27 protein-coding genes are annotated in these 25,731 nt (G+C 34.2%); 24 read left to right on the plus strand and 3 right to left on the minus strand.

The genetic code is table 11. The features are described 5' to 3' along the window. The first annotated feature begins 16 nt into the window (after positions 1–16). From IEW45_RS08585 to purD, 17 genes are all read left to right on the plus strand, one after another. Entirely contained in the window at positions 17–1,510 is a 1,494-nt protein-coding gene (locus IEW45_RS08585; RefSeq protein ID WP_188620833.1) for a GH3 family acyl-acid amido synthetase, read from the plus strand. A 5-nt stretch (positions 1,511–1,515) separates the two neighbouring features. Beyond that, complete coding sequence (locus IEW45_RS08590) at positions 1,516–1,956, plus strand: DUF6508 domain-containing protein (protein WP_188620834.1); 441 nt, start codon at positions 1,516–1,518, stop codon at positions 1,954–1,956. Positions 1,957–2,021: 65 nt separating this feature from the next. Next, the gene (locus IEW45_RS08595) at positions 2,022–3,713 is read left to right on the plus strand and encodes a DUF6909 family protein (RefSeq protein ID WP_188620835.1); all 1,692 of its coding nucleotides are present in this window, start codon (positions 2,022–2,024) and stop codon (positions 3,711–3,713) included. A 5-nt stretch (positions 3,714–3,718) separates the two neighbouring features. Continuing rightward, positions 3,719–4,702 (plus strand): hypothetical protein, encoded by a 984-nt coding sequence (locus IEW45_RS08600; RefSeq protein ID WP_188620836.1) that lies wholly within the window; start codon positions 3,719–3,721, stop codon positions 4,700–4,702. A 1-nt stretch (position 4,703) separates the two neighbouring features. Further along, positions 4,704–5,720, plus strand: coding sequence for a dTDP-glucose 4,6-dehydratase (gene rfbB, locus IEW45_RS08605; protein WP_188620837.1), 1,017 nt, complete (start codon positions 4,704–4,706; stop codon positions 5,718–5,720). Position 5,721: 1 nt separating this feature from the next. Beyond that, positions 5,722–6,582 (plus strand): glucose-1-phosphate thymidylyltransferase RfbA, encoded by an 861-nt coding sequence (gene rfbA / locus IEW45_RS08610; protein ID WP_188620838.1) that lies wholly within the window; start codon positions 5,722–5,724, stop codon positions 6,580–6,582. A 7-nt stretch (positions 6,583–6,589) separates the two neighbouring features. Then, positions 6,590–7,141 carry a dTDP-4-dehydrorhamnose 3,5-epimerase gene (gene rfbC, locus IEW45_RS08615; protein WP_188620839.1) on the plus strand — a complete coding sequence of 184 codons (552 nt, stop codon included), beginning with the start codon at positions 6,590–6,592 and terminating at the stop codon, positions 7,139–7,141. Beyond that, positions 7,135–7,977, plus strand: coding sequence for a dTDP-4-dehydrorhamnose reductase (gene rfbD, locus IEW45_RS08620; protein WP_188620840.1), 843 nt, complete (start codon positions 7,135–7,137; stop codon positions 7,975–7,977). Before rfbC ends, rfbD begins: the two co-directional genes overlap by 7 nt. 3 nt (positions 7,978–7,980) lie before the next feature. After that, positions 7,981–9,264, plus strand: a complete 1,284-nt coding sequence (locus IEW45_RS08625) for a flippase (RefSeq protein ID WP_188620841.1) — start codon at positions 7,981–7,983, stop codon at positions 9,262–9,264. Positions 9,265–9,269: 5 nt separating this feature from the next. After that, positions 9,270–10,664, plus strand: a complete 1,395-nt coding sequence (locus IEW45_RS08630; protein WP_188620842.1) for an O-antigen ligase family protein — start codon at positions 9,270–9,272, stop codon at positions 10,662–10,664. After that, the gene (locus IEW45_RS08635) at positions 10,630–11,430 is read left to right on the plus strand and encodes a glycosyltransferase (RefSeq protein ID WP_188620843.1); all 801 of its coding nucleotides are present in this window, start codon (positions 10,630–10,632) and stop codon (positions 11,428–11,430) included. The genes IEW45_RS08630 and IEW45_RS08635 overlap by 35 nt, the downstream gene beginning before the upstream one ends. Further along, positions 11,427–12,629 (plus strand): O-antigen ligase family protein, encoded by a 1,203-nt coding sequence (locus IEW45_RS08640; protein ID WP_188620844.1) that lies wholly within the window; start codon positions 11,427–11,429, stop codon positions 12,627–12,629. The genes IEW45_RS08635 and IEW45_RS08640 overlap by 4 nt, the downstream gene beginning before the upstream one ends. Then, positions 12,616–13,737 carry a glycosyltransferase gene (locus tag IEW45_RS08645; RefSeq protein ID WP_188620845.1) on the plus strand — a complete coding sequence of 374 codons (1,122 nt, stop codon included), beginning with the start codon at positions 12,616–12,618 and terminating at the stop codon, positions 13,735–13,737. The genes IEW45_RS08640 and IEW45_RS08645 overlap by 14 nt, the downstream gene beginning before the upstream one ends. A gap of 10 nt (positions 13,738–13,747) precedes the next feature. After that, entirely contained in the window at positions 13,748–15,073 is a 1,326-nt protein-coding gene (locus IEW45_RS08650; protein ID WP_188620846.1) for an O-antigen ligase family protein, read from the plus strand. Then, positions 15,070–16,053, plus strand: a complete 984-nt coding sequence (locus IEW45_RS08655) for a UDP-glucuronic acid decarboxylase family protein (protein ID WP_188620847.1) — start codon at positions 15,070–15,072, stop codon at positions 16,051–16,053. Before IEW45_RS08650 ends, IEW45_RS08655 begins: the two co-directional genes overlap by 4 nt. A 1-nt stretch (position 16,054) precedes the next feature. Continuing rightward, entirely contained in the window at positions 16,055–17,422 is a 1,368-nt protein-coding gene (locus IEW45_RS08660) for an undecaprenyl-phosphate glucose phosphotransferase (RefSeq protein ID WP_188620848.1), read from the plus strand. 27 nt (positions 17,423–17,449) lie between these two features. Beyond that, a complete protein-coding gene (gene purD / locus IEW45_RS08665; protein ID WP_188620849.1) occupies positions 17,450–18,721 on the plus strand; it encodes a phosphoribosylamine--glycine ligase in 1,272 nt (423 codons plus the stop codon). On the opposite strand, the gene IEW45_RS08670 is transcribed toward purD, so the two are convergent. After that, complete coding sequence (locus IEW45_RS08670; RefSeq protein ID WP_188620850.1) at positions 18,722–18,952, minus strand: DUF6341 family protein; 231 nt, start codon at positions 18,950–18,952, stop codon at positions 18,722–18,724. Between the two features lie 50 nt (positions 18,953–19,002). On the opposite strand from IEW45_RS08670, the gene IEW45_RS08675 reads away from it, so the two are divergent. After that, positions 19,003–19,932 (plus strand): DUF6427 family protein, encoded by a 930-nt coding sequence (locus IEW45_RS08675; protein WP_188620851.1) that lies wholly within the window; start codon positions 19,003–19,005, stop codon positions 19,930–19,932. 4 nt (positions 19,933–19,936) lie between these two features. Continuing rightward, a complete protein-coding gene (locus IEW45_RS08680) occupies positions 19,937–20,395 on the plus strand; it encodes a hypothetical protein (protein WP_188620852.1) in 459 nt (152 codons plus the stop codon). Positions 20,396–20,399: 4 nt separating this feature from the next. Here IEW45_RS08680 and upp read toward each other — a convergent pair whose 3' ends face one another. After that, a complete protein-coding gene (gene upp / locus IEW45_RS08685) occupies positions 20,400–21,053 on the minus strand; it encodes a uracil phosphoribosyltransferase (protein ID WP_188620853.1) in 654 nt (217 codons plus the stop codon). A gap of 68 nt (positions 21,054–21,121) precedes the next feature. On the opposite strand from upp, the gene IEW45_RS08690 reads away from it, so the two are divergent. Both IEW45_RS08690 and IEW45_RS08695 read left to right on the plus strand, forming a co-directional pair. Beyond that, positions 21,122–21,727 (plus strand): DUF4254 domain-containing protein, encoded by a 606-nt coding sequence (locus IEW45_RS08690; protein ID WP_188620854.1) that lies wholly within the window; start codon positions 21,122–21,124, stop codon positions 21,725–21,727. Positions 21,728–21,733: 6 nt separating this feature from the next. Beyond that, positions 21,734–22,768, plus strand: a complete 1,035-nt coding sequence (locus tag IEW45_RS08695; RefSeq protein WP_188620855.1) for a glycosyltransferase family 9 protein — start codon at positions 21,734–21,736, stop codon at positions 22,766–22,768. A gap of 72 nt (positions 22,769–22,840) precedes the next feature. On the opposite strand, the gene IEW45_RS08700 is transcribed toward IEW45_RS08695, so the two are convergent. Further along, positions 22,841–23,893, minus strand: a complete 1,053-nt coding sequence (locus IEW45_RS08700) for a ferredoxin--NADP reductase (RefSeq protein WP_188620856.1) — start codon at positions 23,891–23,893, stop codon at positions 22,841–22,843. A 137-nt stretch (positions 23,894–24,030) separates the two neighbouring features. On the opposite strand from IEW45_RS08700, the gene IEW45_RS08705 reads away from it, so the two are divergent. The 3 genes from IEW45_RS08705 to IEW45_RS08715 are packed head-to-tail and all read left to right on the plus strand — an operon-like array spanning position 24,031 to position 25,725. Further along, positions 24,031–24,378, plus strand: coding sequence for a PadR family transcriptional regulator (locus IEW45_RS08705; RefSeq protein WP_188620857.1), 348 nt, complete (start codon positions 24,031–24,033; stop codon positions 24,376–24,378). 2 nt (positions 24,379–24,380) lie between these two features. Beyond that, positions 24,381–25,022, plus strand: coding sequence for a hypothetical protein (locus IEW45_RS08710; protein ID WP_188620858.1), 642 nt, complete (start codon positions 24,381–24,383; stop codon positions 25,020–25,022). Continuing rightward, positions 25,015–25,725: a hypothetical protein gene (locus IEW45_RS08715; protein ID WP_188620859.1), complete on the plus strand. Its 711-nt coding sequence runs from the start codon at positions 25,015–25,017 to the stop codon at positions 25,723–25,725. The genes IEW45_RS08710 and IEW45_RS08715 overlap by 8 nt, the downstream gene beginning before the upstream one ends. The last annotated feature ends 6 nt before the right edge of the window (positions 25,726–25,731 follow it).

The following is a 25,731-nucleotide window of genomic DNA, read 5'->3' on the forward strand; positions in this document are numbered from 1 at the left end:
TGTAATTTCACCAGTCATGTCAATAAAATCATTTGCTGCTAAATTATTTGCCCAAAAGGTATATAACGACACTAAAAAATGGTCAGCAAATCCATTATCTACCCAAAAAAAGGTTTTTAATAACCTGATTACGCAGGCAGCAGATACTGCTTTTGGTAAAGACCATAATTTTAGCGAAATAAATAACTATGCTGATTTTGCCAAGCATGTACCTGTAAGAGATTACGAAGGGTTAAAACAATATGTAGACAGAGCAGTAGCAGGAGAAGAAGATGTATTGTGGGAAGGAAAACCTATTTATTTTGCCAAAACATCTGGTACAACATCCGGGGCTAAGTTTATCCCTCTAACAAAGGAGTCAATGCCTTACCACATACAGGCAGCCCGAAATGCCATACTATTATATATTTATGAAACGGGCAAAGCCGATTTTGTAAATGGTAAAATGATTTTCCTTCAAGGCAGCCCTGTGCTACAGGAAAAAAACGGAATTAAATTTGGTCGTCTTAGTGGTATAGTGGCACACTATGTGCCTAAATACCTGCAACGTAACCGTATGCCAAGCTGGGAAACCAATATTATAGACGATTGGGAAACCAAAGTAGATGCTATAGTAGATGAAACGATGAAGGAAGATATGAGTGTTATATCTGGTATACCTTCGTGGGTGCAAATGTATTTTGAGCGTTTACAGCAAAAGAGCAAGAAAAAAGTAGGCGATTTATTCAAGAATTTCAGTCTGTTTATATACGGAGGGGTAAATTATGAACCCTATCGCGCTAAATTTGAAAACTTAATAGGCAGAAAAGTAGACAGTATAGAACTTTTCCCTGCTTCCGAAGGTTTCTTTGCTTATCAGGATAAGCAAGGCGAAAAAGGGATGCTGTTACTGCTAAACTCAGGTATTTTCTATGAGTTTATAAAATCGGATGAGTTTTTTACCGAAAGCCCAAAACGCTATACCATAGGCGAAGTTGAAATAGGTATAAATTATGTTTTGATTATTTCTACTAATGCAGGGCTATGGGCATACAATACCGGAGATGTTATTCAGTTTACAAGTAAAGATCCTTACCGGGTAATAGTAACAGGAAGGATAAAACACTATATTTCGGCGTTTGGGGAACATGTTATAGGCAAAGAGGTAGAAAGCGCTCTTAACGAAGCTATGCAGGGTACAAACGTAAGGGTTAACGAGTTTACCGTTGCACCGCAAATAAACCCAAAGGAGGGTTTACCATACCATGAGTGGTTTATAGAATTTGAAAACGAACCGGATGATATAGATGCCTTTGCTTTGAAAATAGATGCTGCAATGCGAAAGCAAAACATATATTATGATGACTTAATAAGCGGTAATATACTGCGCACCGTGGTAATTACTAAAGTTGCTGTAAATGGTTTCCAGAAGTATATGAAATCTATTGGTAAGCTGGGCGGGCAAAACAAGCTGCCCCGCCTTAGTGATAACAGGAAAATAGCGGATGCCCTGAACAATAAAAAATTATAACACTCGTGATTGAGCTTAAAGATTTTTCGAAACATCTAAATAGTATTAAGTATGAGAAATGGCAATTACTATTTGATACAATCCCTGTTATTGAACAGACAGAAGAGTTTGGAAAAGTACAAGGAGGAGATTTACTGGAAGATGGAAGTATTACATTTCCTTATTGGAGTTCGGCAGAAATTGTAGATAAAGTTTTTGATTTGATTTCTGATTTAAATATTGCACCTGCTTATAATTGGATGAAATGGAAAGAGGGCAGTAGAATGTTGAATTCAAATACTATAGTATATAAAGATTTAGATATTATTACGCTATGTAAATTCCTGACTATCCTTATTAGGATGGACAGGTTTAATGAAGGTTATTTAATATCCCGTTTTAAAGACGGTACAATGCTGAATATAGTAAAAGCCATAAAATATAAAGTCAATAACAGAGATTATTAGTTTGGGTTTAAAAAAGTTCTAAAAAATAAAATCCTACATTTGTGGGTAAAAATTAAGGAAAAAGAATGAGTAGTACTAAAAATATATCACGCACACGTTCGCAGGAATCTTCTGCGGCTATAGAGCGTTTATATATAACCATGAGGCATTTATTTAACCGAGGGTTTTATAAGCCTATGGGTGTTTCGGGTGAAACATTACGAGAGGCTCTTTTACAGCTTCGACCTGAAATATATGGATCTATAGCTGATGAAAAAGCAGAACTTAATGGTTTACTGTACGTTATAGAGCGTTTGCCTATTGGTATAGAACAATGTCGTTTCATTAACCTTACTTCTGATGAAGGCTATTCAAAATCCCATTTTCAGGCAATAGTACCGCCTAAAAGAAGACGTAACTGTTATCGTATAGATGACGAGCAAATGAACGTGGAGATAACCCGCGGACGTTCGGATATATATGACATACTTACACACCTTACTTTTATATTTATAGAATCGCATAAAATAAAAGACAGGGTATTAATAGATGAAAGCGGAGAGTTAACACGCGACTGGCAAAAGCTGGAGCAGGTTATACTACAGGAGAAAAAACTGAATTTAATAGAACGTGAGAAAGCAATATCGCACGTTTCTAATATTTTAGGAAGAACTTTTGCCGAAGTAACCGATATATATGATGCTTTTGGCACAGAAAGCGTACCGGACAGATTTTTAAATGTAATATATTGGTTGGGCAGACTGGCAATAGATGAGGCTCTTGGTGGTCCTAAACGTGCAATAACGTTTAGCCCTATACTTAGGGAAAGACTGGGGCACCATATACACGGGGAGATATGGGCAAATAATATAAAGGCAGTTTTAAAACAAAATGGACTTTTAAAAAGACCCATACACGTAATTAGTGCCAATATGCACAGTGTAATGAACTCGATTTTTGCATCACATGTGCTTAAGATAAAATATAAAGGTAAACCTGATTTCGCTATTTACGAAGACCTGAGTAAATCGGGTAATGGAAAAGACAGAGGTAAGGTAGAAGAGTTTGCTATGAAAAACGGTATGATTGCCATGCCTGATACTTCAGGGACAAATATTGATGTTCAGATATTTGATACCGCTAAAATAGACTTCTCTAAAACAGCTTTTCTTAAAGCTAATATCCCACAGGAAAATCAGCCTGTAATCATAGTTATGGATTATGCTTTTGGTGAGCAGGCTTATGAAACTATAGATGAGTTACTAAAACCATATAAAGAAGAAAGTGGCGAAACATACGTAAATGTAGAGTCAGTTTCCATTATGGGTAAAGCAGGAATACTGGAAGGTAATAAAGGCGATATAATGATACCTTCAGCACACATAAACGAAGGTACAGGAGATAATTACCCTTTTGAAAATGAATTGAACGCCAAAATGTTTGACGGGGAGGGCATACCGGTATACAGTGGCTCTATGATTACGGTATTAGGTACATCATTACAAAATAAAGATTTACTTAAATTTTTCCATGATTCTACTTGGGGTGTAATAGGTCTCGAAATGGAGGGAGCTTATTATCAAAAAGCAATACAATCAGCTTCTAAAATACGTAAAAGTATACACCCGGATGTAAAAGTACGCTATGCTTACTATGCGTCGGATAACCCACTGGAAACAGGCAGTACACTGGCATCAGGTGGCTTGGGTACAACAGGAGTTAAACCTACCTATTTAATAACAATAAAAATACTGGAACAAATTTTTAACTGTATATAAACCATATGGAAAACCAAAGAAATAATAGTCAAAATCAGGAGGTAGATTTAGCTATAATATCAGTGAAAATAAAAAAATACATCTCTCGTGTAAACGATTCTTTTTTTGACGGTATACTTTTCCTTAAGCGTAACATAATATGGTTGCTTATTATTTTAGTAGCAGGTGGGGCACTTGGTTACTATATGGATCAAGGAGAAAAGCCTTATGAGCATAAGCTAATAGTTGTTCCTAACTTTCAGAGTGTAGATTATTTATACGAAACGGTAGACCTTTTAAATAAAAAAGTTCAAGAAGGAGATCGTGAATTTTTAAATGAGGTAGGAATAGATAAAAAAATAGTTGAGATAGAGGTAGAGCCTGTAGTAGAGATATATGATTTTATTGATGATGAAGATGACAGAAACAGAATAAAATTTGAGGTATTTCGTGTAATAGCTGAAAATGGGAAAATGGAAGAAACTCTTGAAGATATGCCTACTGCCCGTAATTACGGCAGACACACTATTACAATTACAACCAGAGGAACTTCTACAAAAGAAAACGTTACAGAACCAATATTAAATTATTTAAATTCAGATAGTTATTTTAAAGAAATTCAGACGAAATATAAAGAGAGACTTAATGCTGAAATAGCTGCAAATAAAGTTTCTATTGAGCATATAGATGGCGTTTTCGAAGGGCTTTCAAATAAAATAGAAGGAGCTAATAAGTTAGTATATTATAATAATAATACAGAGTTGGATGAATTAGTAAAAGCTAAGAACAGGTTGCTGGAAAAGCAAAATGAAAATATGGTAAACTTAGTTAACTATTCTGACATCATAAAAAATATAGGAACAACAATCAATGGTAAGAAAAAATCGCTTACTGCGGGAAGAATGAAAATTATAATTCCGATACTATTTTTCTTCCTATTTGTTGGCATTACTATGTTTATATCTTATTATAAAAGACAAACGAATAAGAGAAAACAGTTTACTGCCTAATATGAACAAAACAATATTAATAACAGGAGGAGCAGGCTTTATAGGAGCAAACTTTATAGTGCATTTTCTTGCCGAAAACCCTGATTATTTTGTGGTAAACCTTGACCTGCTTACATATGCAGGTACATTGGATAACCTTACAGAAATTGAGAATAACCCGAATTATAAATTTGTAAAAGGCGACATCTGTGATAGGGCTTTTTTACAAGAGTTGTTTAGAGAATACGATTTTAAAGGCGTAATACACTTTGCTGCAGAGTCGCATGTGGATAATTCCATTTCAGGACCGGAAGCCTTTATAAAAACCAATGTATTGGGTACTTTCAATCTGTTGGAAACCGCAAGGCAGCATTGGATGGATGCACCTAATAAATATAGAGCAGGGTACGAAGGTTGTCGTTTCCATCATATCTCTACCGATGAGGTATACGGTACATTGGGCGAAACAGGCTTGTTTACAGAGCAAACTCCGTATGCGCCAAACAGCCCGTATAGTGCCTCTAAGGCATCATCGGACATGGTTGTGCGAAGCTATTTTCACACCTATGGTATGAATGTAGTTACTACCAATTGTTCTAATAATTACGGACCAAAACAGCATCAGGAAAAACTGATACCTACCATTATAAGAAAAGCCGTTTCTGGAGAAAATATTCCTATTTATGGCGATGGTAAAAACATCCGCGATTGGTTATATGTGTTAGACCATTGTACAGGTATAGAACTGGCATATAAAAAAGGCAGGGCAGGCGAAACCTATAATATAGGGGGGAGAAATGAGCGCAATAATTTATATATCGCTAATAAGATATGTGAACTGCTTGATACAATGTACCCAAAGACAGAAGGAAGCTACAAAGACCAGATTACTTTTGTTACTGACAGACCGGGGCACGACCTGCGCTATGCTATAGATGCTGATAAGATAGAGAATGAACTCGGTTGGGAAGCCAATGAAAATTTTGAAACAGGAATTGTAAAAACCATAGAATGGTATTTACAGAAACTAACAAAATAGCATGAAAGGAATAATATTAGCCGGAGGTTCAGGTACAAGGCTGCACCCACTTACGCTTGCCGTAAGCAAACAGCTTATGCCTATTTATGATAAACCGATGATATACTACCCGTTATCTACTCTTATGTGGGCAGGTATCAGGGAAATACTTATTATATCTACTCCGCACGATTTACCGCTTTTCCAGCACCTGTTAGGCGATGGAAGCAAGTTGGGCTGCCGTTTCGAATATGCCGTTCAGGAGCACCCTAACGGGCTTGCAGAGGCATTCATTATAGGAAAAGAATTTGTGGGAGATGATAAAGTAGCATTGATACTGGGTGATAATATATTTTATGGAACAGGTCTCGCTGATTTATTACAGTCTAACAACGATCCCGAAGGTGGTATTATTTATGCTTATCATGTACATGACCCTGAGCGTTACGGCGTGGTAGATTTTGACAAAAACGGCAATGCCCTCTCTATTGAAGAAAAGCCTGAAAAACCAAAATCGAACTTTGCCGTACCGGGCATTTATTTCTATAATAATGATGTGCTGGAAATAGCCGCCAATATACAACCAAGCCACCGTGGCGAACTTGAAATTACCGATGTGAATAAGGAATACCTGAAACGCGGTAATCTTAAAGTGAGCATCCTTGACAGGGGCACTGCGTGGCTGGATACTGGTACATTTAACTCACTAATGCAGGCAGGGCAGTTTGTACAGGTTATAGAGGAACGACAAGGGCTTAAAATAGGCGCAATAGAAGAGGCAGCCTATAAAATGGGTTATATAACAAAAGAAGAACTTACAGCACTTGCACAACCGCTTTTAAAGAGCGGTTACGGAACGCATTTGCTAAGCATAATAGAATAAATAAAAAATGGCAGCAATACCTACCCCACTGGAAGGATGTTTTATTATTGAACCCAATGTAATACCCGATGAGCGTGGCTACTTTATGGAAAGCTATAATGAGAAACGCTTTGAGCAGGAAACAGGCTTAAAAGTACATTTTGTGCAGGATAACCAGTCGTTTTCTACACGCGGGGTGTTGCGTGGGCTGCATTACCAAACAGGAGAGCATGCGCAGGCAAAATTGGTAAGAGTATTGCAGGGCGAAGTGCTGGATGTAGCGGTAGATATACGTCCCGGTTCGCCTACGTACGGCGAGCACGTAGCAGTAATGCTTACAGCAGAAAATAAAAGACAGCTTTTTGTACCGCGTGGTTTTGCACACGGCTTTTTGGTAGTAAGCGAAACAGCTACATTTTTCTATAAATGCGATAATTTTTACAATAAAGAATCGGAAGGCGGTATTAGGTATAATGACCCTACTATTGGTATCGATTGGGGTATGGATGCGTCGGAATTTATCATTTCGGCAAAAGATACTGTATTGCCTAACTTTGAAAATGCAAGACCTGTATGGTAGTATTAGTAACAGGAGCATCGGGACAGTTAGGGCAGGCATTACAGGCAATAGCACCAAAGCATAGTACATTACAGTTCCATTTTGCTTCTTCTGCGGAAGCTGATATAACCAACAAGGAAAATCTACAGGAGGTATTTAACAGGCTTAAGCCTGATTTTTGCATTAATGCTGCAGCCTATACCGCTGTCGATAAAGCCGAAAGCGAGCCTGAAAAAGCACATTTAGTAAATGTAACCGGAGCTAAAAATCTTGCCGAGGTTTGCAAAGAATATAATACTACCTTGGTACATGTTTCAACGGATTTTGTATTTGATGGCAACAAGAATATGCCTTATACGGAGGAAGATGAAACCAACCCTCAGGGAGTGTATGGCAAGACCAAGCGCGAAGGCGAGCAGGAGATAGAAAAGATACTTGCAGCGCATTACATCATTAGGACATCATGGTTATACTCGGAATATGGGAATAACTTTATGAAAACCATGATTAGGCTGGGTAAAGAAAGAGATGCGTTAAGTGTAGTGAATGATCAGACAGGTACACCTACTAATGCTAATAACCTTGCCGAAGCAATATTGCAGATTATAGAAAGCGGTAAAAAAGAGTACGGTACATACCATTACAGTAACGAAGGTGTTGCTACTTGGTATGATTTTGCCAAAAAAATATTTGAATTCAACACTATATCAGTTGACGTTAAACCAATAACTACTACGGACTATCCGACACCTGCTAAAAGACCTGTTTATAGTGTACTGGATAAAAGTAAAATTAAAACTACATTTAATTTACAGATATCAGATTGGGAAAAAGCTTTAGATAGTTTTACAGAATAAATAATGATAAAAAAGCTAATCCATAAACTAATAAATTCAGAGGATAAGAAAACAGTTGTAAAAAACTTTTTTTCATTATCTGTTTTACAAGGTTTAAATCTCCTATTGCCTTTATTTACTTATCCGTATTTGGTAAGAGTTTTAAATGAAGAAGAGTATGGGTTAATATTATTGGCAGCTGTAGTAATTTACTATTTTCAGATATTTACAGAGTACAGTTTTAATATGACGGCAACAAAGGAAATTTCTTTAAATGCAGATAATGAACAAAAACTGCATGAAATTTTTAATGATGTTTTTTCTACCAAAATATTTCTCTTAGTAGTAAGTTTTATAGCATTTTGTTTAATGCTGTATTTAGTGCCGTTTTTTAATGAAAACTGGCTGGTTTACATGCTTACTTTTGGTAATGTGGTAGGTTTGGCACTATTTCCCGTATGGTTTTTTCAGGGCATACAAAAAATGAAGTACATTACTTATATTAATTTCTTTTCTAAAATAGTGTTTACGGGTGCTATATTTTTATTTGTAAAGCAACCTGAAGACTATTGGCTGGCACCATTATTTACAGCTTGCGGTTATATACTGGCAGGAATAATATCATTAATATATGTAAGAAAGTTATTTAAAATACCTTTTAAAAGACAGCCGTTTAAAAAGATAAAAAAACAAATAATATTGGGTAGGTATTTATTTCTTTCGGAGCTTAAAATATCTCTTTTTACAAATACCAATACACTTTTATTAGGCTTTATATCGGGTAAGGTAACGGTAGGGTATTTTGTTTCTGCCGAAAAACTGGCAAGAGCTATCGGTAACATTTGTGTACCGCTTAGTTTGGCGTTATTTCCGCACATATCTAAAAATATTTTGAAAGATAAAGAAGGTACTTATAAAGATATTGTAAAAATAAGTAAAGTAGGTACATTATTGTTTTTAGCGATACTTATACCAACCTTTATTTTTGCTGATTGGATTATAGATATTATATACGGAGATAAAATGCAAAACAGCGTATTAATTTTCCGTATACTTTTATTTATACCTATATCAACTTTTATAGATAATATGTTTGGTAAGCAGATATTACTTACACTTGGTAAGGATAATTTATATTTTAAAGTAATCTCTGCGGCAGTAGTATTAAATATTATGCTTAATTTGTTTCTAACATTTAAATATGATTATAAAGGTACTGCCGTTGCATTATTGCTTACACATATATTTATAAATATAGGTATGTATTGGTATGCAAGAAGAGAAATTAATAAAAAGATTACAGGGTAACTTAAATGAGCTTTAAACAACTTTATACCATACTTTTCTTTATAGGGATATTCTTCTTTCCCTTTAATACGTATGAGGGTATACCTGCGCTTGGGGAATATAGTAGCGAGGCGGGAGCTTTATTTTTAATGGCAGGTTTTGGAGTATTATTGTTTAGCGGATCTATAAAAATACCCCTAAAAAACCCTTACCTTCAGGTTTTTATACTTTTTTTACTGTGGTGTATAATAGCGACTATTTTAAATATTGATACTGTTTATAGTAACTATTTTAAGCAGACAGGAGGAATAAACCGTTTTATAAGGCAATATTTTTCAATTATACTTTCATCGGGTATCTTCTTTGCTTTGTACTGGAATGTAATCCGTGAAATGGAAATCCGTGAAATACTTATAAAAATACGACGTGTATTTTTATACACTCTTATAGTAGCCTTTATATATGGGTTTTTAGAAACATTGGTAGTAGTATTTAATTTTTATCCTGCCTATAATATACTTAAGCTTTTTAACTATTTCCCTTTTATAGATGTGCATATACACTATCAAAGGATTTCATCTGTAGCATACGAACCTCCTTTTTTAGCAATTTTTCTTATTACTATAGCAGGTTGGATGTTTAGTTATATTATTACCGAAAAGAAGGTTACAAGGTTTGTCCCAATACTTATGGTTTTATTCCTAACGTATTTTTCAGGGTCGCGTACTGCACTTATTATTATAACATTACAGTTATTTATATTTATGGTTATATTGTTTAATAACCCTAAGTATAAAAGGTATATTATTTATTTCTTTAGCTTTTCGGCTATTGCTGTAGTATTACTTTTAGCAATTAACGCAGAAAAAGTTATAAAATCGGTAGAAACAAAACTGGAGTCGCTTAATTTTAGTGATAACCTTACAGAAAGCATCTCGAATAAATCAAGGTTTGGTATTCAATACGCTTCACTTCAAGTATATAAAAAAAACCCCATTATAGGTGTAGGTTTTGGACAGCAATCCTATCACTCGAGGTATGAATACCCTATGTGGGCAACGAAAGACAATTATGAGTTTAGGATATTTTATAAAAATCAAAAAGAAAAATCTTTCCCACCAGGCTTTAATATGTATACCAGACTTATGGCAGAAACAGGAACTATTGGCATAGTATTGTTTTTGACATTTATTACTTTATTAATATTTAAATCCTGGAAGCTGCTACGCACCTTAAAAGATGAAGAAAAAATATTAGCAATAACCCTTTTTATAACATTTATAGGACTTGCAATTAATTGGATGCAAACAGATACTTTTCGCATGTATGGCTTTTGGCTCTGTTTAGCTATATTAATAAAACTATCAGGAGCAACAAATAAAAATAATGAACACAATAATAGTACTGATACCGCACTATAATAGCCCTGAAGGTCTTATAAAGTCTTTGGAATCAATTAATAAGACAGAAAATGTTGATGTTGTTATTGTTGATGATGGTAGTATAGAGAAAAAATTTAATGAATCAGATGTTAAAGGTGCTTTTAAAGCCAATGGAGATATTCATTTTATTTATTTGCCAAAAAATTTAGGTATAGAACATGCATTAAATAAAGGACTAGAATTTATAAATACCCAAGAGCAATATAAATATGTAGCCCGTTTAGATTGTGGAGATATATGTATAGGTAATAGGTTCGCAATTCAGGAAAAGTACATGAAAGAACACCCGGATGTTAAACTTTTAGGCAGTAATGTTATAGCAGTTGACATGAAAGGTAAAAAATTATTTAATAATGTATTGCCTGCGAATGATAAAGATTTAAAGAAGAAAATGTATCTCAATTGCTTGTTTATTCACCCTACCGTAATGTTTAGTAAAGAAGTAATTGACGAGATAGGGTTTTATCCGCTTAAGTATCCTTCAGCAGAAGACTACGGTTATTTTATTGCAATAACCCGAAAATATAAAGTAGCTAATTTGCAACAGTTTCTTGTGCAATATGAAGTAAATCCTAATGGAATATCTATGCAAAAAAGGAAACAACAAGTTGCAAGCAGGATAAAGGTAATATGGGATAACTTTTATTTTGGCTTTTACCCTATATATGGCTTATTAAGAAGTTTTGTGCTTTACTTTATGCCAAATAAGCTGCTTTTATACGTTAAAAGTAAAGTCAAAAAATGAAAAAAATAATAGATAACAGTTACGACTATATTTTTGCGCTGTTGCTTTTGGGTTTACCATTTTCTAAAGCATTACCCAATATACTGTTGCCTATATTAGGGCTATTCTTTATAATAACATATAAAGAAGTAAATTTTAAAAAGCTTTTAAAAACACCAATAGTAATATTATATGCTTTTTTATTTTTCATATTTATAAAAGCAACTATAAATCAAACTATTATTGCTGAAAGTTCTTATTTCAAAAAGTATATTATATTACTTTTTATACCATTACTTTCTTTAAAAGTCAAAAATTTTAAACTTATAAAAATAGCCTCTGTAGCAATAGTAAACATAACAATACTGACCAGTATAGTTTTTATTGTAATGCATTATTTAAGTTATGGAGAACTACCGTTTAACAGTGGTAGTATAGTAAATGAGCTATTAATAATGGAAAGACCTTATGCCGGTTTTTTTGCTGTTTTGGGTACTGTACTTTCTCTCAACCTTATTAAATATTACCCACCTTACCGTACTGCTTTATTATTAAGTGCAACTTTGGCAGTAGGTTTTATAGTTATTATAGCAGCAAGGCTTTCCCTTTTAAGCTTAATAGGAATATTAGGCATATATATTTTATTTTATTCAACTTTAGGAATAGGGAAAAAAGTACTTATAGTTATCGGTTCATTAGTATTTCTTGTTTTCTTATTTATATTTAATAGTAATATCTCAGAACGTTTTTTTATTAAAGAAAACCTGGAAAAATCAATAGAAGTAGCATCTGATTATGAGCCAAGACTTATAATATGGCCTTGTGCAGCAGGTATGGTAAATCAAAGTTCATTTAGTTGGGCTACTGGTTTTCAAACCAATAAAGAAATAGAAAATAATCTTCTTGACTGTTATGGTACAGTAATATCTAATAACCCCTCTAAAAAAGAATATTACCTGTCAGAAAAATTTAATACCCATAATCAATATCTGGATATTTTGTTATCTCAGGGTATTATAGGTCTTTTACTTTTTGTTAGCTTTTTACTATTGCTTTTAAAGCATATAAAACACAACTTTTTTTATGTTTCTATTATAATTGCCTTTGCAATGTTTCTGATGGTTGAGAATGTGTTTCACCGCCAAGTGGGCTGTTACATTTTTAGTATATTTGCCGCATTCTTATCCATGAATAATTACAGGTATAATGAGGAAACTTAAAGTAGCACATGTTCTTAATGCTGTAGGTGGTGTAGACGTTTACCTGAGGTTACTTTTGAATAATATAAATGATGATGAATTTGAAAGCATAGTTATACATAGTATAAATGATGCTAAAGAACCCTTTAGAGATAAATCAGGGAGATTAATAGAGGATTATAAAATACCCATTTTTAGAGAAATTTCTATTATTAAAGATTTATCATCTGTTATAAAGACATACAAACTGCTTAAAAAAATTAAACCGGATGTAGTGCATGCTCATAGCGCTAAGGGAGGTATAGTAGGTAGGCTTGCAGGTATTATGGCAGGAATACGGGTTTTATATACACCTCATGCTTTTTCGTATTTAAGCGCATCTAACACTGTTAAAAACAAAGCATTTTTTAATATAGAAAGGTTTTTTACCCGTACCAATACAGCTGTATTGGCAACTTCACAATCAGAAGTAGAGAGGGCTGTTAATGAGGTTGGTTTTAAAAAAGAAAAGGTGTTATTATTTAGTAATAGTGTAGAACCAGTAAATAACCTTGCACCACTTTCTATAAAACAAACCTGGCCGGATAACTATATTTGTACAGTTGGCAGACCAAGCTATCAAAAAAATACACTTTTACTTATAAGAGTTATACACGAAATAAAAAAACATGTACCGATACACTTAGTAATTATGGGTGTTGGGCATTATTGTGAAGACTTACAAAAAGTACAGGATTTAATACAAAAGCTGGATCTTACCGAAAATATAACATTACTGGAATGGACTTCCCGTAGCGATGTTTTTTCTATAATAAGTAAATCAAAATTATATATATCTACTTCAAGGTACGAAGGGTTACCATATTCCGTTATTGAAACACTATCATTGGGAAAGCCATGTGTAGTAAGTAATTGCGATGGTAATAAAGACTTAGTACAAAATAATTATAACGGATATGTTATAGATAATGAAGATGTTGAGAATTATAAAGACAAAGTTATTTTATTACTTAGAGATAATGATTTGAGAGCACAGATGGGAGTAAATGCAAAGCAGCTTTTTAATAAAAACTATAATATACATAATACCATAACATTGTTAGAGGAAACGTATAGAAAATTTAAGTAACAGTATTATAATGCAAGATCGCCATACCTTTTCGCGAACTACTTTATTAAAAAGAATAGGTTTAACCCCAAGCAGGAAAACCTTAATATTTTTTATTTCGGCATGCCTTTTAACTATACCGTTGGGTTATGCTTATAATAGTGCCAGTATAATACTTTTTGTTTTATATTCTTTCCTTTCGTACAATGAAAGGAATGTAAAGCTACACAAGGCTTTGTTACCACCCCTACTGCTTTTTTGTTTAATGGTACTATCGTTACTATGGACTGTAAGTACTAAAGACACTTTAAGGATGTTACCCAGAGAAGCACCTTTATTATTTATACCCATTATCTTTTTTTTCAATAAAGAGTTAACTAAAAAATCTATAGGTAAAGTTCTGGAAAATTACAGTTTAGGGCTTTGCTTAGTAGCAGTTTTCCTTATAGCAAGAGCAATATACAGATATAAAAATACAGGTAATATAAATGTGTTTTTTTACCACGAGTTAGCAACTAATGATATTAATGCAATTTATCTTTCAGCATTAGTGTCAGTAGCCGCCTTCTACTTTTTAGCCAAAAAGAGTAAAACATTTTGGGGCTATGTAACACTGGCTTTTCTTATAGGTTTTCTGTTTTTACTATCTTCAAAAATTATTATTCTCACTATTATGATAATAATAGGAGTGTATCTTCTTTTCTTTTCTAAACTTACTAAAAGAGGACGCTATACAGCAACAGCCTTATTTTTATTAATTTCATTTTCGGTAGGTTATTTTACAAAAATAAATAATGTAATAGCCAATGAATTTGTCTATAATAAAACATCAACCCCCCTTTCGGACTATGGTGTACAGGTAATAAATATGAATGAAGCATGGAATACTGATACCTTTAATAAAAATCAAAACTTTACAGGAGCTTCGTTCAGATTATATCAGGCAAGAATATTTACAGAAATGCTCGAAGATGATAATATATTCTTTACAGGCTATGGTATGAATGCATCGAGTGATAAAATAGAAGAGAAGGGAATAGAGCATAACTTAACCCATGCAGATGAATCAGGCGTACCCTATAATCAATTAAACTTTCATAACCAGTACATTCAAACCTTTGCCGAACTGGGAGTTATAGGCTTTTTATTATTGGTAATAATGCTTATTATTAGTTTTGTAAATGCTTTAAAAAGAAAAGATTTTGTTCATATTGCTTTCTCGGTATTAATGATAAGTTTATTTTTGACGGAATCTTTTTTATGGAGACAAAGAGGTGTAGTTTTCTTTGCTATATTTTATTGTCTATTTAATACCGGTTTACCATCCGGTATAGTTACAGATAAAAAAACATTATGAAAAAAATACTCATAACAGGGGCTGCCGGTTTTTTAGGTTCTCACCTATGCGACAGGTTTATAAAAGAAGGATTTTATGTTATTGGGATGGATAACCTTATTACAGGAAATCTTAAAAACATAGAGCACCTTTTTAAGTTAGAAAACTTTGAGTTTTACCATCATGATGTAACCAAGTTTGTAAACATACCCGGTAAGCTAGACTATATATTGCATTTTGCTTCTCCTGCCAGCCCTATAGATTACTTAAAAATACCAATACAAACGCTAAAGGTAGGTTCATTAGGAACGCATAACCTCTTAGGTTTGGCAAGAGTAAAAGGAGCAAGAATATTAATAGCTTCAACATCTGAAGTATATGGAGACCCTTTAGTACACCCACAAACCGAAGATTACTATGGCAATGTAAATACTATAGGTCCCAGAGGCGTCTATGATGAGGCAAAACGCTTTCAGGAGTCAATAACTATGGCATATCATACCTTTCATGGTGTTGAGGTAAGAATAGTGCGAATATTTAATACATACGGCCCTCGCATGCGCCTTAACGATGGTCGTGTAATACCTGCATTTATAGGACAGGCACTTCGTGGAGAGGACTTAACTGTTTTTGGTGACGGAATGCAAACCCGTTCATTTTGCTATGTAGATGATCAGGTAGAAGGTATATACAGGCTGCTGCATTCAGATTATAACTATCCTGTAAATATTGGTAATCCTGATGAAATAACAATAAAAGATTTTGCAGAAGAAATTATAAAGCTTACAGGGACAAAACAAAAAATTATATACAAAGAATTACCGGAAAATGACCCATTACAGCGTCAGCCCGATATAACTAAGGCAAAAGAACTGCTTGGCTGGGAACCAAAAATAGACAGGACAGAAGGTATGAAGTTAACCTACAATTACTTCAAATCACTATCAAAAGAAGAACTTCAAAAAGAAGAACATAAAGATTTTTCAGGATTTATACACTAAAATGAGTTTAGCTGGAAGAGGGAGATACTCAAAATATTTAAGACCAATAAGTATACTGTTCGACTTACTTATAATCAGTACACTATATCGCTTTTTTTTGAATGAACTAAATGTAAATAACTTACATTTTACAGTTTATCAAATACTTAGTTGGTCAATAATATCATATTTTTCAGGATTTTACGAAGTTTACCGCTACTCTACAATAATTCAGATACTCTCAAAAATATTCCGACAGGGTATTTTGTTTTTATTAGTAGTAATAGCATTTTTTCCGTTTGCTAAGCAAACCACATTTAGCGGGCAAAAAATAGCGGAGTATATGGTAGTAGCTTTTACTATCATAACTTCTTTTAAACTTTTAATTTTCTTATACCTTAAACGTTATCGAATTACTACCGGCAGCAATAGGCGTAATGTTATAATAGTAGGCTATACACCTCAGGCTATTAACCTAAAAGAACTTTTTGATTCCAGAATTGACTATGGCTATAATTTTCTCGGATATTTTTCGGACAATTATAAAAATGAAAACATAGTAGGTAAACTGAATGATATTAAACAATTTTCTGAAAAAAATGGAGTAAATGATATTTATTGCTCTATAAATGAACTGAACAATGCTCAACTTAAAGAATTAATAGCCTTTGCCGAACTAAACAATAAAACGATTAAATTTATACCTGATACTAAAGAGATATTTTCTAAAAATCTAAGAATAGATTATTATGAAGTATTCCCTTTATTGTCACTAAGGAAAACACCTTTGTACGAACCTGTAGCTTATTTAAGTAAAAGGGTTTTTGATATTCTATTTTCATCATTGGTTATTTTGTTGCTTATGTCGTGGTTAATACCACTTTTAGCAATATTGATAAAATTAGAGTCAAAAGGGCCGGTGTTTTTTAAACAAAGCAGGGCAGGTATGAACGGAGAACATTTTTATTGCTATAAGTTTCGTTCCATGCAGGTTAATGATACTACCGAGCAACTTGCCGTAAGAAATGACCCCAGAGTAACACGCATAGGGCGTTTTATAAGAAAAACCAGTATTGATGAAATGCCCCAGTTTTTAAATGTATTCAAAGGAGAAATGTCAGTTGTAGGACCACGACCGCATATAGGTAGTATAAATGAGCTATACACAAGTAAAATTAAGAAGTATTTTTTTAGGCATAGCGTTAAGCCGGGGATAACGGGACTGGCTCAGGTAAGAGGAGCAAGAGGCGAAATAACAGAAGATGTAGATATGATAAACCGTATTAAATATGATGTTTTTTATATTGAAAACTGGTCTATGCTACTGGATATTAAAATTATTATTCAAACGGTTGTAAACATGATAACCGGAGACGAAAAAGCATACTAATAAACTACAGATAACAAACAACACACAATGAATATATTATTATTAGGATCAGGAGGAAGAGAGCACGCACTGGCTTGGAAAATAACACAAAGCCCAAAGTGCAGTAAACTATTTGTTGCACCCGGAAATGCGGGAACAGATGCTATTGCCGAGAACGTAAATGTTAACCCTACCGATTTTGAGGCAGTAAAAGATTTTGTATTGGCTAATGAGGTAGCAATGGTAGTAGTAGGACCGGAAGACCCTTTAGTAAAAGGAATTGCAGATTTCTTTAAAAATGATATAGCACTTATAGGAGTTGCTGTAATAGGGCCATCAGAGCATGGTGCGCAGTTAGAAGGAAGTAAAGAGTTTGCTAAAAAATTCCTTATAAAAAATAAGATACCAACCGCGGCTTATAACAGCTTTACAAAAGATACAGTTGAAGAAGGATGTAAGTTTTTAGAAACTCTTAAAGCACCTTATGTATTAAAAGCTGACGGACTTGCAGCAGGAAAAGGAGTATTGATACTGGAAAACCTTAAAGAAGCGCAACAGGAGCTTAAAAACATGCTTGTAGACGCTAAGTTTGGTGATGCAAGTGCCAAAGTAGTAATAGAGGAATTTCTTGATGGTATAGAGCTAAGTTGCTTTGTACTTACTGATGGTAAGAGTTACAAACTTTTACCAACCGCTAAAGATTACAAACGTATTGGCGAAGGCGATACAGGTTTAAATACAGGAGGTATGGGAGCAATATCGCCGGTGCCGTTTGCAGATGAAGCACTAATGCAAAAAATAGAGAACCGTATTGTAAAACCAACTATTGAAGGACTTAAAAATGATAATATAGACTATAAAGGCTTTGTGTTTATAGGGCTTATAAAAGTAGGAGATGACCCTTATGTTATAGAATATAACGTAAGAATGGGCGACCCTGAAACGGAAGTAGTAATACCAAGGTTAAAAAGCGATATAGTTACCCTTTTTGAAGCAGTAGCAGCAGAAAAACTTGAAGATGCCATACTGGAAATTGACGAAAGAAGCGCTACGACAGTAATGGTAGTATCAGGCGGGTATCCTGAAGCGTATGAAAAAGGAAAAGTAATATCAGGAATTGAGAGTATAGAAGATTCTATAGTATTTCATGCCGGTACTAAAAAGCAGGGTGATAATGTAGTAACTAGCGGAGGGCGTGTAATAGCTGTTACCTCTTACGGAGATACTTGGGATGATGCCATAAAAAAATCTTATCAAAATATAGAAAATCTACATTTTGATAAGATGTATTATAGAAAAGATATCGGTTTCGACCTTTAATTAAGAAAGGAACGAGTGCGCCGTAGTATCTTGCTCGTCTTCGTTATTAGATTTAAATATGCGTAGTTGCTGTATCCAATATACAGTAGCTGCGCAACATATAAGGATGAAAATCCAGGTAATTAGGTTCGCTCCGTACCATGTTTCAAGCTCAAGAGCGCGAATATAATCTAGTGGTACAAAAAGTATATCAGTAAAAAGATAGCCTATAGCTTCAAAAAATGCTCTCATTTTTAAACAAGTATTATATTTACATCCACAAAAGTATATAATTTTTCCACATGTTAGCAAGTGTTTTTAATAAATCGAGGCCTATAAACCATGTAATAGTAGGCATTGCACTTGTATTGGTCTATTTTTTACACATTTTCCGCAGTTTTGATTCGGAAAACAGCACTACTTTTTTATTTCAAAAGTTAGGGTTGCTGTTTGTTTTACTGCTCTCATTATTTTGGGTAAATTTTATAACGCAAAAAAACAACCTGAGCGAAAACAACGCCTATACCATGCTGTTTTTCCTGTCTTTTATAATACTGTTCCCTACTGCTTTGGGTAATAGTAATATAATTATGGCTAACTTTTTTATACTTTTGGCATTAAGGCGGTTAATATCATTACAGTCCTTAATAGCACCCAAGCAAAAAATATTTGATGCCTGTTTCTGGATATTTATTGCAGCCATATTCCACTTTTGGAGTATAGGATTTATACTGCTGGTATACGTGTCGATAGTATTTCACGTTTCCGGCGATTACAAAAACTGGCTTATACCATTTATTGCGCTTTTCGGGGTAGGTATTTTATTAGCAATGGCATCTTTGCTATTTAATCAGGACTATATTTCTCATATTATAGAACAGGCGACAACAAGTTTTGACTTTTTATATTTTGATAACCTTTTTCAGCGAATTGCAGTATTCTTTTTAGGATTACTATCGGTATTATTCCTGTTTCCTTATATAGGCTCATTAAATAATAAGTCTTTAAAAAAGAAGTTTGCAGGTAGGAAAATAATACTCTCCTTTTTAATAGGGGTAGCCATTTATGTGCTGTCAGATAATAAAAATAACGGAGTATTTATGTACAGTTTTTTTCCGCTTGCCGTTATGGGTACAAGCTACCTTGAAAACCAAAAGAAAGACTGGCTTAAAGAGTTGGCGCTTATTACAGTAGTACTTATTGTAATAGTGTTATTTGTAATGCAACTATAGTTATATGTGCGATTTTTCAAAAGGGATTAGATTATGTACTTGTGAAAGTGAAACCATAAAATTTCGCGAAAAGGAATATTATCGTAAGGTAAAAGGAGAGTTGATAAAAATTCATAATAAAAAGAATGATAAAATTCCACTAATCTATATTTGGCAGTTATTTAGGTATAAGGGCAAAAAGAAAGACTGTTTTGAGATGGGTTCTTATAAAATGCCTCAGGATGATATTGGTAAAGGTTTAAATGATGAATGGGTAGTACTTAATTTAAATATTGAAAACTGTTTTGATTTTGATTATACCCCAAAAGAAGGAGATAATTTACTAATAAGACAAAATGAGGATTTAAGTCCTTATATGTCTTTTATTTATAAAAGTGACAAATGGATTATTGATCATTATTATCCTTTTGATATTGAAATTGAGTATTTAACAGAAGGATTGCTTAAAACCAATGAAGGTTAAATTTCTATAACTTACTGCCATAGGCAAGGTCACCTGCATCGCCCAAACCGGGAACTATATATTTTTTGTCGTTAAGTTTTTCATCAAGTGCGGCTATCCAAAGGTGGCAATGGTCAGGTAGTTCTTTTTCCAGTAGGGCTACACCCTCAGGAGCGGCAATAACTACAGCAATATGTATCTCTTTAGGCGATTCTTTTTCCATAAGCTGATTAAATACCGCCACTAACGATTGCCCTGTTGCCAACATAGGGTCTACCAGTATAAGGGTTTTATCTTTAAAAGAAGGCGCAGCCCTGTACTCGACCAGTATTTCAAAATCATCTCCGCCATCAGGATGATGCCTGTATGCCGAAACAAATCCGTTTTCAGCATCATCAAAAAAGTTCATAAAACCTGTATGTAAAGCTAAACCTGCCCTTAATATAGAGCATAGCACAACACCATCTTTTAAAAGTGAAGTTTGTTTAACACCCAGCGGTGTAGTAACATTTGTAGTGGTATAGTCCAGTGTTTTGCTAAGTTCATAAGCCATAATTTCGCCTATTCGCTCTATATTTTTCCGGAAACGCATACTGTCTTTTTGTATATCCACATCGCGTAACTGTGCCATGAAATGATTGAGAATACTGTTGTTACGGGATATATGGTGTACCTGCATAGGTGAAAAAATATTTGTGTTAGCAGGATAAAAGTATTAAAACTATATTTGTAAATAAAACTTTAAATATGTTTTCTAAAATAGCATTTCCTGTTTTTGAACAGAGTATTAAAGATTATCATCAGTTTGATAATGTAGACCAACCCATAAATAACCCTTTCCGTAAAGATAAAATTGAGCATTTATTATATGCTAAAAACTGGATTGATACGGTGCAGTGGCACTTGGAAGACATTATTCGTAATCCTGAAATAGACCCTGTTGAAGCACTTAAACTAAAAAGACGTATCGATGCTTCTAACCAGGAGCGTACGGATATGGTAGAGTATATAGACAGCTACTTTTTAGATAAATATAAAGATGTTGAGGTGAAAGATGGGGCTAAGATAAATACCGAAAGTCCTGCCTGGGCTATAGACAGATTGTCTATACTGGCACTGAAAATATACCACATGAATGAAGAAGCAACCAGAGAAGATGCTTCTGCGGAACACAAACTTAAGTGTACCGAAAAACTAAATGTACTTCTTGAACAGAAAAAAGATCTTTCTACTGCTATAGATGAGCTTATTGCTGATATTGAAAGCGGAGAGAAGTATATGAAAGTATACAAGCAGATGAAAATGTATAATGACGAGGAACTAAACCCGGTATTATACCAAAACAAAAAATAGTACTATATGGCGAGAAAAAAGCATATTCTTGTTATAAGGTTATCGGCCATGGGAGATGTTGCTATAACAGTACCTGTAATAAGAGCACTTATCTCGCAACATAAAAATGTAAAAGTAACAGTTGTATCAAGGGCTTTTTTTAAGCCCTTTTTCAACGGTATACCCCGCTTAGATTTTTTTGCAGCCGAACCTAAAGGCAGACATAAAGGGTTGCTGGGCATTTTTAAATTATATTCTGAGCTTAAAGAACTACGCATATATGCTGTTGCTGATTTACACAATGTATTGCGCAGCAAATTACTTACAAAACTTTTTAAAATGAAGGGCAAGCCTATAGCCACGCTTGATAAAGCCCGAGACAAAAGAGCTGCTTTAGTACGCTCTGAAGACAAAGTTTTTGAGCCTTTAATTCCTGTTGTACAGCGTTATGCCGAGGTTTTTGAAAAACTTGGCGTACCGGTAGATTTAAATACTATTGAATTTCCCGAAAAGCAGGAACTAACTCAGGATGTATTATCTGTTACAGGGGAACACAACCAAAAATGGATAGGCGTTGCGCCTTTTGCAAAACACAGAGCAAAAGTATACCCGAAAGATTTAATGCAGGAAGTAATAACTTCTTTAGCGTTAAATAAAAACAATAAACTGTTTTTGTTCGGAGCAGGCAAAGCCGAAATAAGCAGGCTTAATAAATTTGCCCAAAAGCATGGTAATGTAGTGGTTATTGCAGGTAAAATGGCGTTAAAACAAGAGTTGCAACTAATAAGCAACCTTGATGTGATGATAAGTATGGATAGCGGTAACGCCCATATTGCAGCTATGTATGGTGTAAATGTAGTAACGCTTTGGGGAGCAACACACCCTTATGCTGGTTTTGCACCTTTTAACCAGCCGGCGGGTAATGCCTTAACGGTTGATAGGAAAAAATACCCTAAAATACCAACATCTATATACGGGAATAAAAAAGTAGACGGTTATGAAGATGCCATGCGTACTATAAAACCTTTGGATGTTGTTAATACTGTAAATAAGTATCTGTAATATTCAGGGTGTAAAGAAATATAAAAAGGGCGGTTTAATAACCGCCCTTTTTAATATACGTTTCAGATGTTTTTACACATCATCATAATCTACATATATCTCAGGAGATGTAGGGTGCGCCTGGCATGTAAGTATTAAACCTTCAGCAATTTCACTGTCAGTAAGTATAGCATTCTTTTTCATTTCGGCAGTACCGCCTGTAATGCGTGCCATACAGCTACTGCATATACCACCCTGGCAAGAATAAGGAGCATCTACACCTTGTTTTAAAGCAGCATCCAGTATTGTCATCTTTTGCGACATATCAAAAGTAGTTTCCTCGTCATCTACCAACACTGTAATTTTAGAGTGTCCCTCAAGGTTTCCTTCTATTTCCTTCTCTGCTTTAGGAGTAGAAAATAATTCAAACTTAATTTTCTTTTCGGGAATATTATTTTCTATAAGTACCTCGTTTACCGTTTTAATCATTTCTTCAGGTCCGCACAGGTAAAACTTAGAAAACTCTTTTTCTTTATGCTTATTTTTAATGACAAAATTTACAGTAGAGCGTTCTATTCTGCCAAAAAGAGCATCTTCCGCGCGGGCTTTACTGTACACAAAATGTACAAAGAAACGACCTACATATTCCAGTTGTAAATCATGTAACAGTTGATGGAAAATAGTATCTTCAGGTGTTTTGTTACCGTATACTAACACAAATGTACTTTTAGGCTCGCCTTCCAGCACAGCATGTATTATAGAAAGTACCGGTGTAATACCGCTACCAGCAGCAAAGGCTGCATAGTTACGTTGCCTGTCTGCTTTAGGTTCAAAAACAAACTTGCCTTCGGGAGTACCTACTTCCATAACATCACCTACAGTAAGCGACTCATTTGCATAGGCTGAAAACCCTCCTGATTGTGTCGCTTTTATAGCAACACGAAGTTCACCGCAGTTAGGGGAAGAACATATAGAGTATGCTTTACGCACTTCTTCACCTTCGTATTCTGTTTTAAGGTTTATGTATTGTCCGGCTATATACTTATAGTCGTCTTTTAAGTTATCAGGAACTTCAAAAGCTATAGATACAGCTCCCGGAGTTTCTCTCCTGATATCTTTTATAGTTAGTTTATTGAATGTTGACATAGTTTATAATGCATTTATCTGCAAAATTAAACATTACATACTGGTAACACATAATTCTTATAAATTATTTATACATAAGTTTATTATGCATAAGAAAATTATGTATATATTTGTTTTGATATTTTAATAGCGGAATAATGAAAAACTCACCATTATATAAAGGAAGCCTTACCACAATAATTATGAAATTACTGGAGGAAAACGGCAGAATGTATGGTTATGAAATAACCCAGAAAGTAAAGAAAACAACTAACGGAGAGCTAAATATTACCGAAGGTGCGCTATACCCCGCACTACACAAACTGGAGGCAGAAGGGCTGCTGGATGTGGAAGTTGCTAAGGTAGATAACCGTATGCGCAAGTATTATAAACTTACCGAAAGCGGTAAAAAAGAAACGGTAAACCGACTGGAAGAGCTGGAAGAGTTTATACGTAATATGCAAACACTGGTAAACCCAAAGACTAACCCTGATTTACAATTTTAATTATGAAACTGACTGCAGCACAAATAGGTTTTATAGATAATTACCTGAAAAATTCGGGGATTAACTATATTGATATTCGCTATGAAATGGTAGACCATATTGCCACAGATTTGGAAACTAAATTTGCTGATTGCGAAAAAAGTGTTTTACAGGACGAAGATTTCCAAAACTATTTTAAAGTGTATATGGCTAAAAACAAAGCACAGTTTTTAACATCTAACAAGCAGTTTGCAAAAACAGCCCGTATGCGTGCTTTTAAATTAATACTTAAAAATATAGTACGACCAACAAGTTTACTGCTTACGCCACTTTTGTTTATTATTTTGTATAAAGCTATAGCTATGGCAGGACTGGAAACAGTAAAAGATATACTTCACATAACTTATACTGTTTTATTGATTGCAGTAGTACTTTTTGATAAGATTAATTACAAAACAAAAACGGAAAAGTTCTCGGTTGTCGATAAAATGATATCGGGTTGCTTGATAGGTATTTATGTTGTTTTTGTATTTATAAGACCCGATAAAATAATAAGTGACTCGCTTTGGTTATCAGTATACTATACTCTGTTTATAGCTTTTATAACTACAGGTGCAATTACGTTATTATTACTATCAGCAAAATACAAAAAGCAATATGAATAAAAATAAAGCGCCTAAAAAAATAACAGCAGCACAAATGGAAAGGCTGTTCCGGTTTACCCGCGAGCATTTTGTAGAGCATTATGACTTGCAGGCAGAACTTGCCGACCACCTTGCTAATGCTATAGAGGAGCGTTGGGTGCAAAACTCTGGACTGGACTTTGAGGAAGCACTACAGGCTGAATTTAAAAAGTTTGGTGTTTTTGGTTTCTCGGATATTGTAGAGAAAAGACAAAATGCGCTCACAAAAAAATACTACAAATTGCTTTGGGGTTATTTTAAAAACTTTTTACACCTGCCACAGTTTTTAGGTACTTTTACTGCTGTAGCAGCAGTATATGTTTTGCTGCAATTATCGCCATATATTTATATCCTGTTTCTTTTCAGTATTATGGTTGTTAGCATAATAAAACTGTTTAAGCTAAAAAAGGGATACAACAAAAAAGTAAAACAATCAGGGCATCGGTGGTTGTTAGAAGATATTATTTTTAGCTGTGGAGGCTTTGGCTCCATGTTATACCTGCCCATTCAGCTAAGCCTTCATATATACGAAGAAAGAGAAATGTCTGCCTTACTTACTCCGGTGCTAGCAATACTTATAGTTGCTATTATTTTATTTGAATATGTCGCATTATATATTTTGCCAAACAAAGCACAAAAGCACCTTTTAGAAACATATCCTGAATATAGTATTATTGAAGAATAATACACG

It is taken from the genome of Flavobacterium suaedae (assembly GCF_014642915.1).
GTDB classification, from domain to species: Bacteria; Bacteroidota; Bacteroidia; order Flavobacteriales; family Flavobacteriaceae; genus Flavobacterium; species Flavobacterium suaedae.

Excerpts from the sequence above, each read along its gene's own strand:
- IEW45_RS08640 (WP_188620844.1), top strand. The coding sequence starts at position 11,427 with ATGAAAAAAATAATAGATAACAGTTACGACTATATTTTTGCGCTGTTG.
- IEW45_RS08660 (WP_188620848.1), top strand. The coding sequence starts at position 16,055 with ATGAGTTTAGCTGGAAGAGGGAGATACTCAAAATATTTAAGACCAATA.
- purD (WP_188620849.1), top strand. The coding sequence starts at position 17,450 with ATGAATATATTATTATTAGGATCAGGAGGAAGAGAGCACGCACTGGCT.
- IEW45_RS08630 (WP_188620842.1), top strand. The coding sequence starts at position 9,270 with ATGAGCTTTAAACAACTTTATACCATACTTTTCTTTATAGGGATATTC.
- IEW45_RS08675 (WP_188620851.1), top strand. The coding sequence starts at position 19,003 with ATGTTAGCAAGTGTTTTTAATAAATCGAGGCCTATAAACCATGTAATA.
- IEW45_RS08600 (WP_188620836.1), top strand. The coding sequence starts at position 3,719 with ATGGAAAACCAAAGAAATAATAGTCAAAATCAGGAGGTAGATTTAGCT.
- IEW45_RS08645 (WP_188620845.1), top strand. The coding sequence starts at position 12,616 with ATGAGGAAACTTAAAGTAGCACATGTTCTTAATGCTGTAGGTGGTGTA.
- IEW45_RS08680 (WP_188620852.1), top strand. The coding sequence starts at position 19,937 with ATGTGCGATTTTTCAAAAGGGATTAGATTATGTACTTGTGAAAGTGAA.
- IEW45_RS08695 (WP_188620855.1), top strand. The coding sequence starts at position 21,734 with ATGGCGAGAAAAAAGCATATTCTTGTTATAAGGTTATCGGCCATGGGA.
- IEW45_RS08690 (WP_188620854.1), top strand. The coding sequence starts at position 21,122 with ATGTTTTCTAAAATAGCATTTCCTGTTTTTGAACAGAGTATTAAAGAT.
- rfbB (WP_188620837.1), top strand. The coding sequence starts at position 4,704 with ATGAACAAAACAATATTAATAACAGGAGGAGCAGGCTTTATAGGAGCA.
- IEW45_RS08655 (WP_188620847.1), top strand. The coding sequence starts at position 15,070 with ATGAAAAAAATACTCATAACAGGGGCTGCCGGTTTTTTAGGTTCTCAC.
- IEW45_RS08705 (WP_188620857.1), top strand. The coding sequence starts at position 24,031 with ATGAAAAACTCACCATTATATAAAGGAAGCCTTACCACAATAATTATG.
- IEW45_RS08635 (WP_188620843.1), top strand. The coding sequence starts at position 10,630 with ATGAACACAATAATAGTACTGATACCGCACTATAATAGCCCTGAAGGT.
- rfbC (WP_188620839.1), top strand. The coding sequence starts at position 6,590 with ATGGCAGCAATACCTACCCCACTGGAAGGATGTTTTATTATTGAACCC.
- IEW45_RS08715 (WP_188620859.1), top strand. The coding sequence starts at position 25,015 with ATGAATAAAAATAAAGCGCCTAAAAAAATAACAGCAGCACAAATGGAA.
- IEW45_RS08700 (WP_188620856.1), bottom strand. The coding sequence starts at position 23,893 with ATGTCAACATTCAATAAACTAACTATAAAAGATATCAGGAGAGAAACT.
- IEW45_RS08625 (WP_188620841.1), top strand. The coding sequence starts at position 7,981 with ATGATAAAAAAGCTAATCCATAAACTAATAAATTCAGAGGATAAGAAA.
- IEW45_RS08670 (WP_188620850.1), bottom strand. The coding sequence starts at position 18,952 with ATGAGAGCATTTTTTGAAGCTATAGGCTATCTTTTTACTGATATACTT.
- upp (WP_188620853.1), bottom strand. The coding sequence starts at position 21,053 with ATGCAGGTACACCATATATCCCGTAACAACAGTATTCTCAATCATTTC.
- IEW45_RS08710 (WP_188620858.1), top strand. The coding sequence starts at position 24,381 with ATGAAACTGACTGCAGCACAAATAGGTTTTATAGATAATTACCTGAAA.
- rfbD (WP_188620840.1), top strand. The coding sequence starts at position 7,135 with ATGGTAGTATTAGTAACAGGAGCATCGGGACAGTTAGGGCAGGCATTA.
- IEW45_RS08585 (WP_188620833.1), top strand. The coding sequence starts at position 17 with ATGTCAATAAAATCATTTGCTGCTAAATTATTTGCCCAAAAGGTATAT.
- rfbA (WP_188620838.1), top strand. The coding sequence starts at position 5,722 with ATGAAAGGAATAATATTAGCCGGAGGTTCAGGTACAAGGCTGCACCCA.
- IEW45_RS08650 (WP_188620846.1), top strand. The coding sequence starts at position 13,748 with ATGCAAGATCGCCATACCTTTTCGCGAACTACTTTATTAAAAAGAATA.
- IEW45_RS08595 (WP_188620835.1), top strand. The coding sequence starts at position 2,022 with ATGAGTAGTACTAAAAATATATCACGCACACGTTCGCAGGAATCTTCT.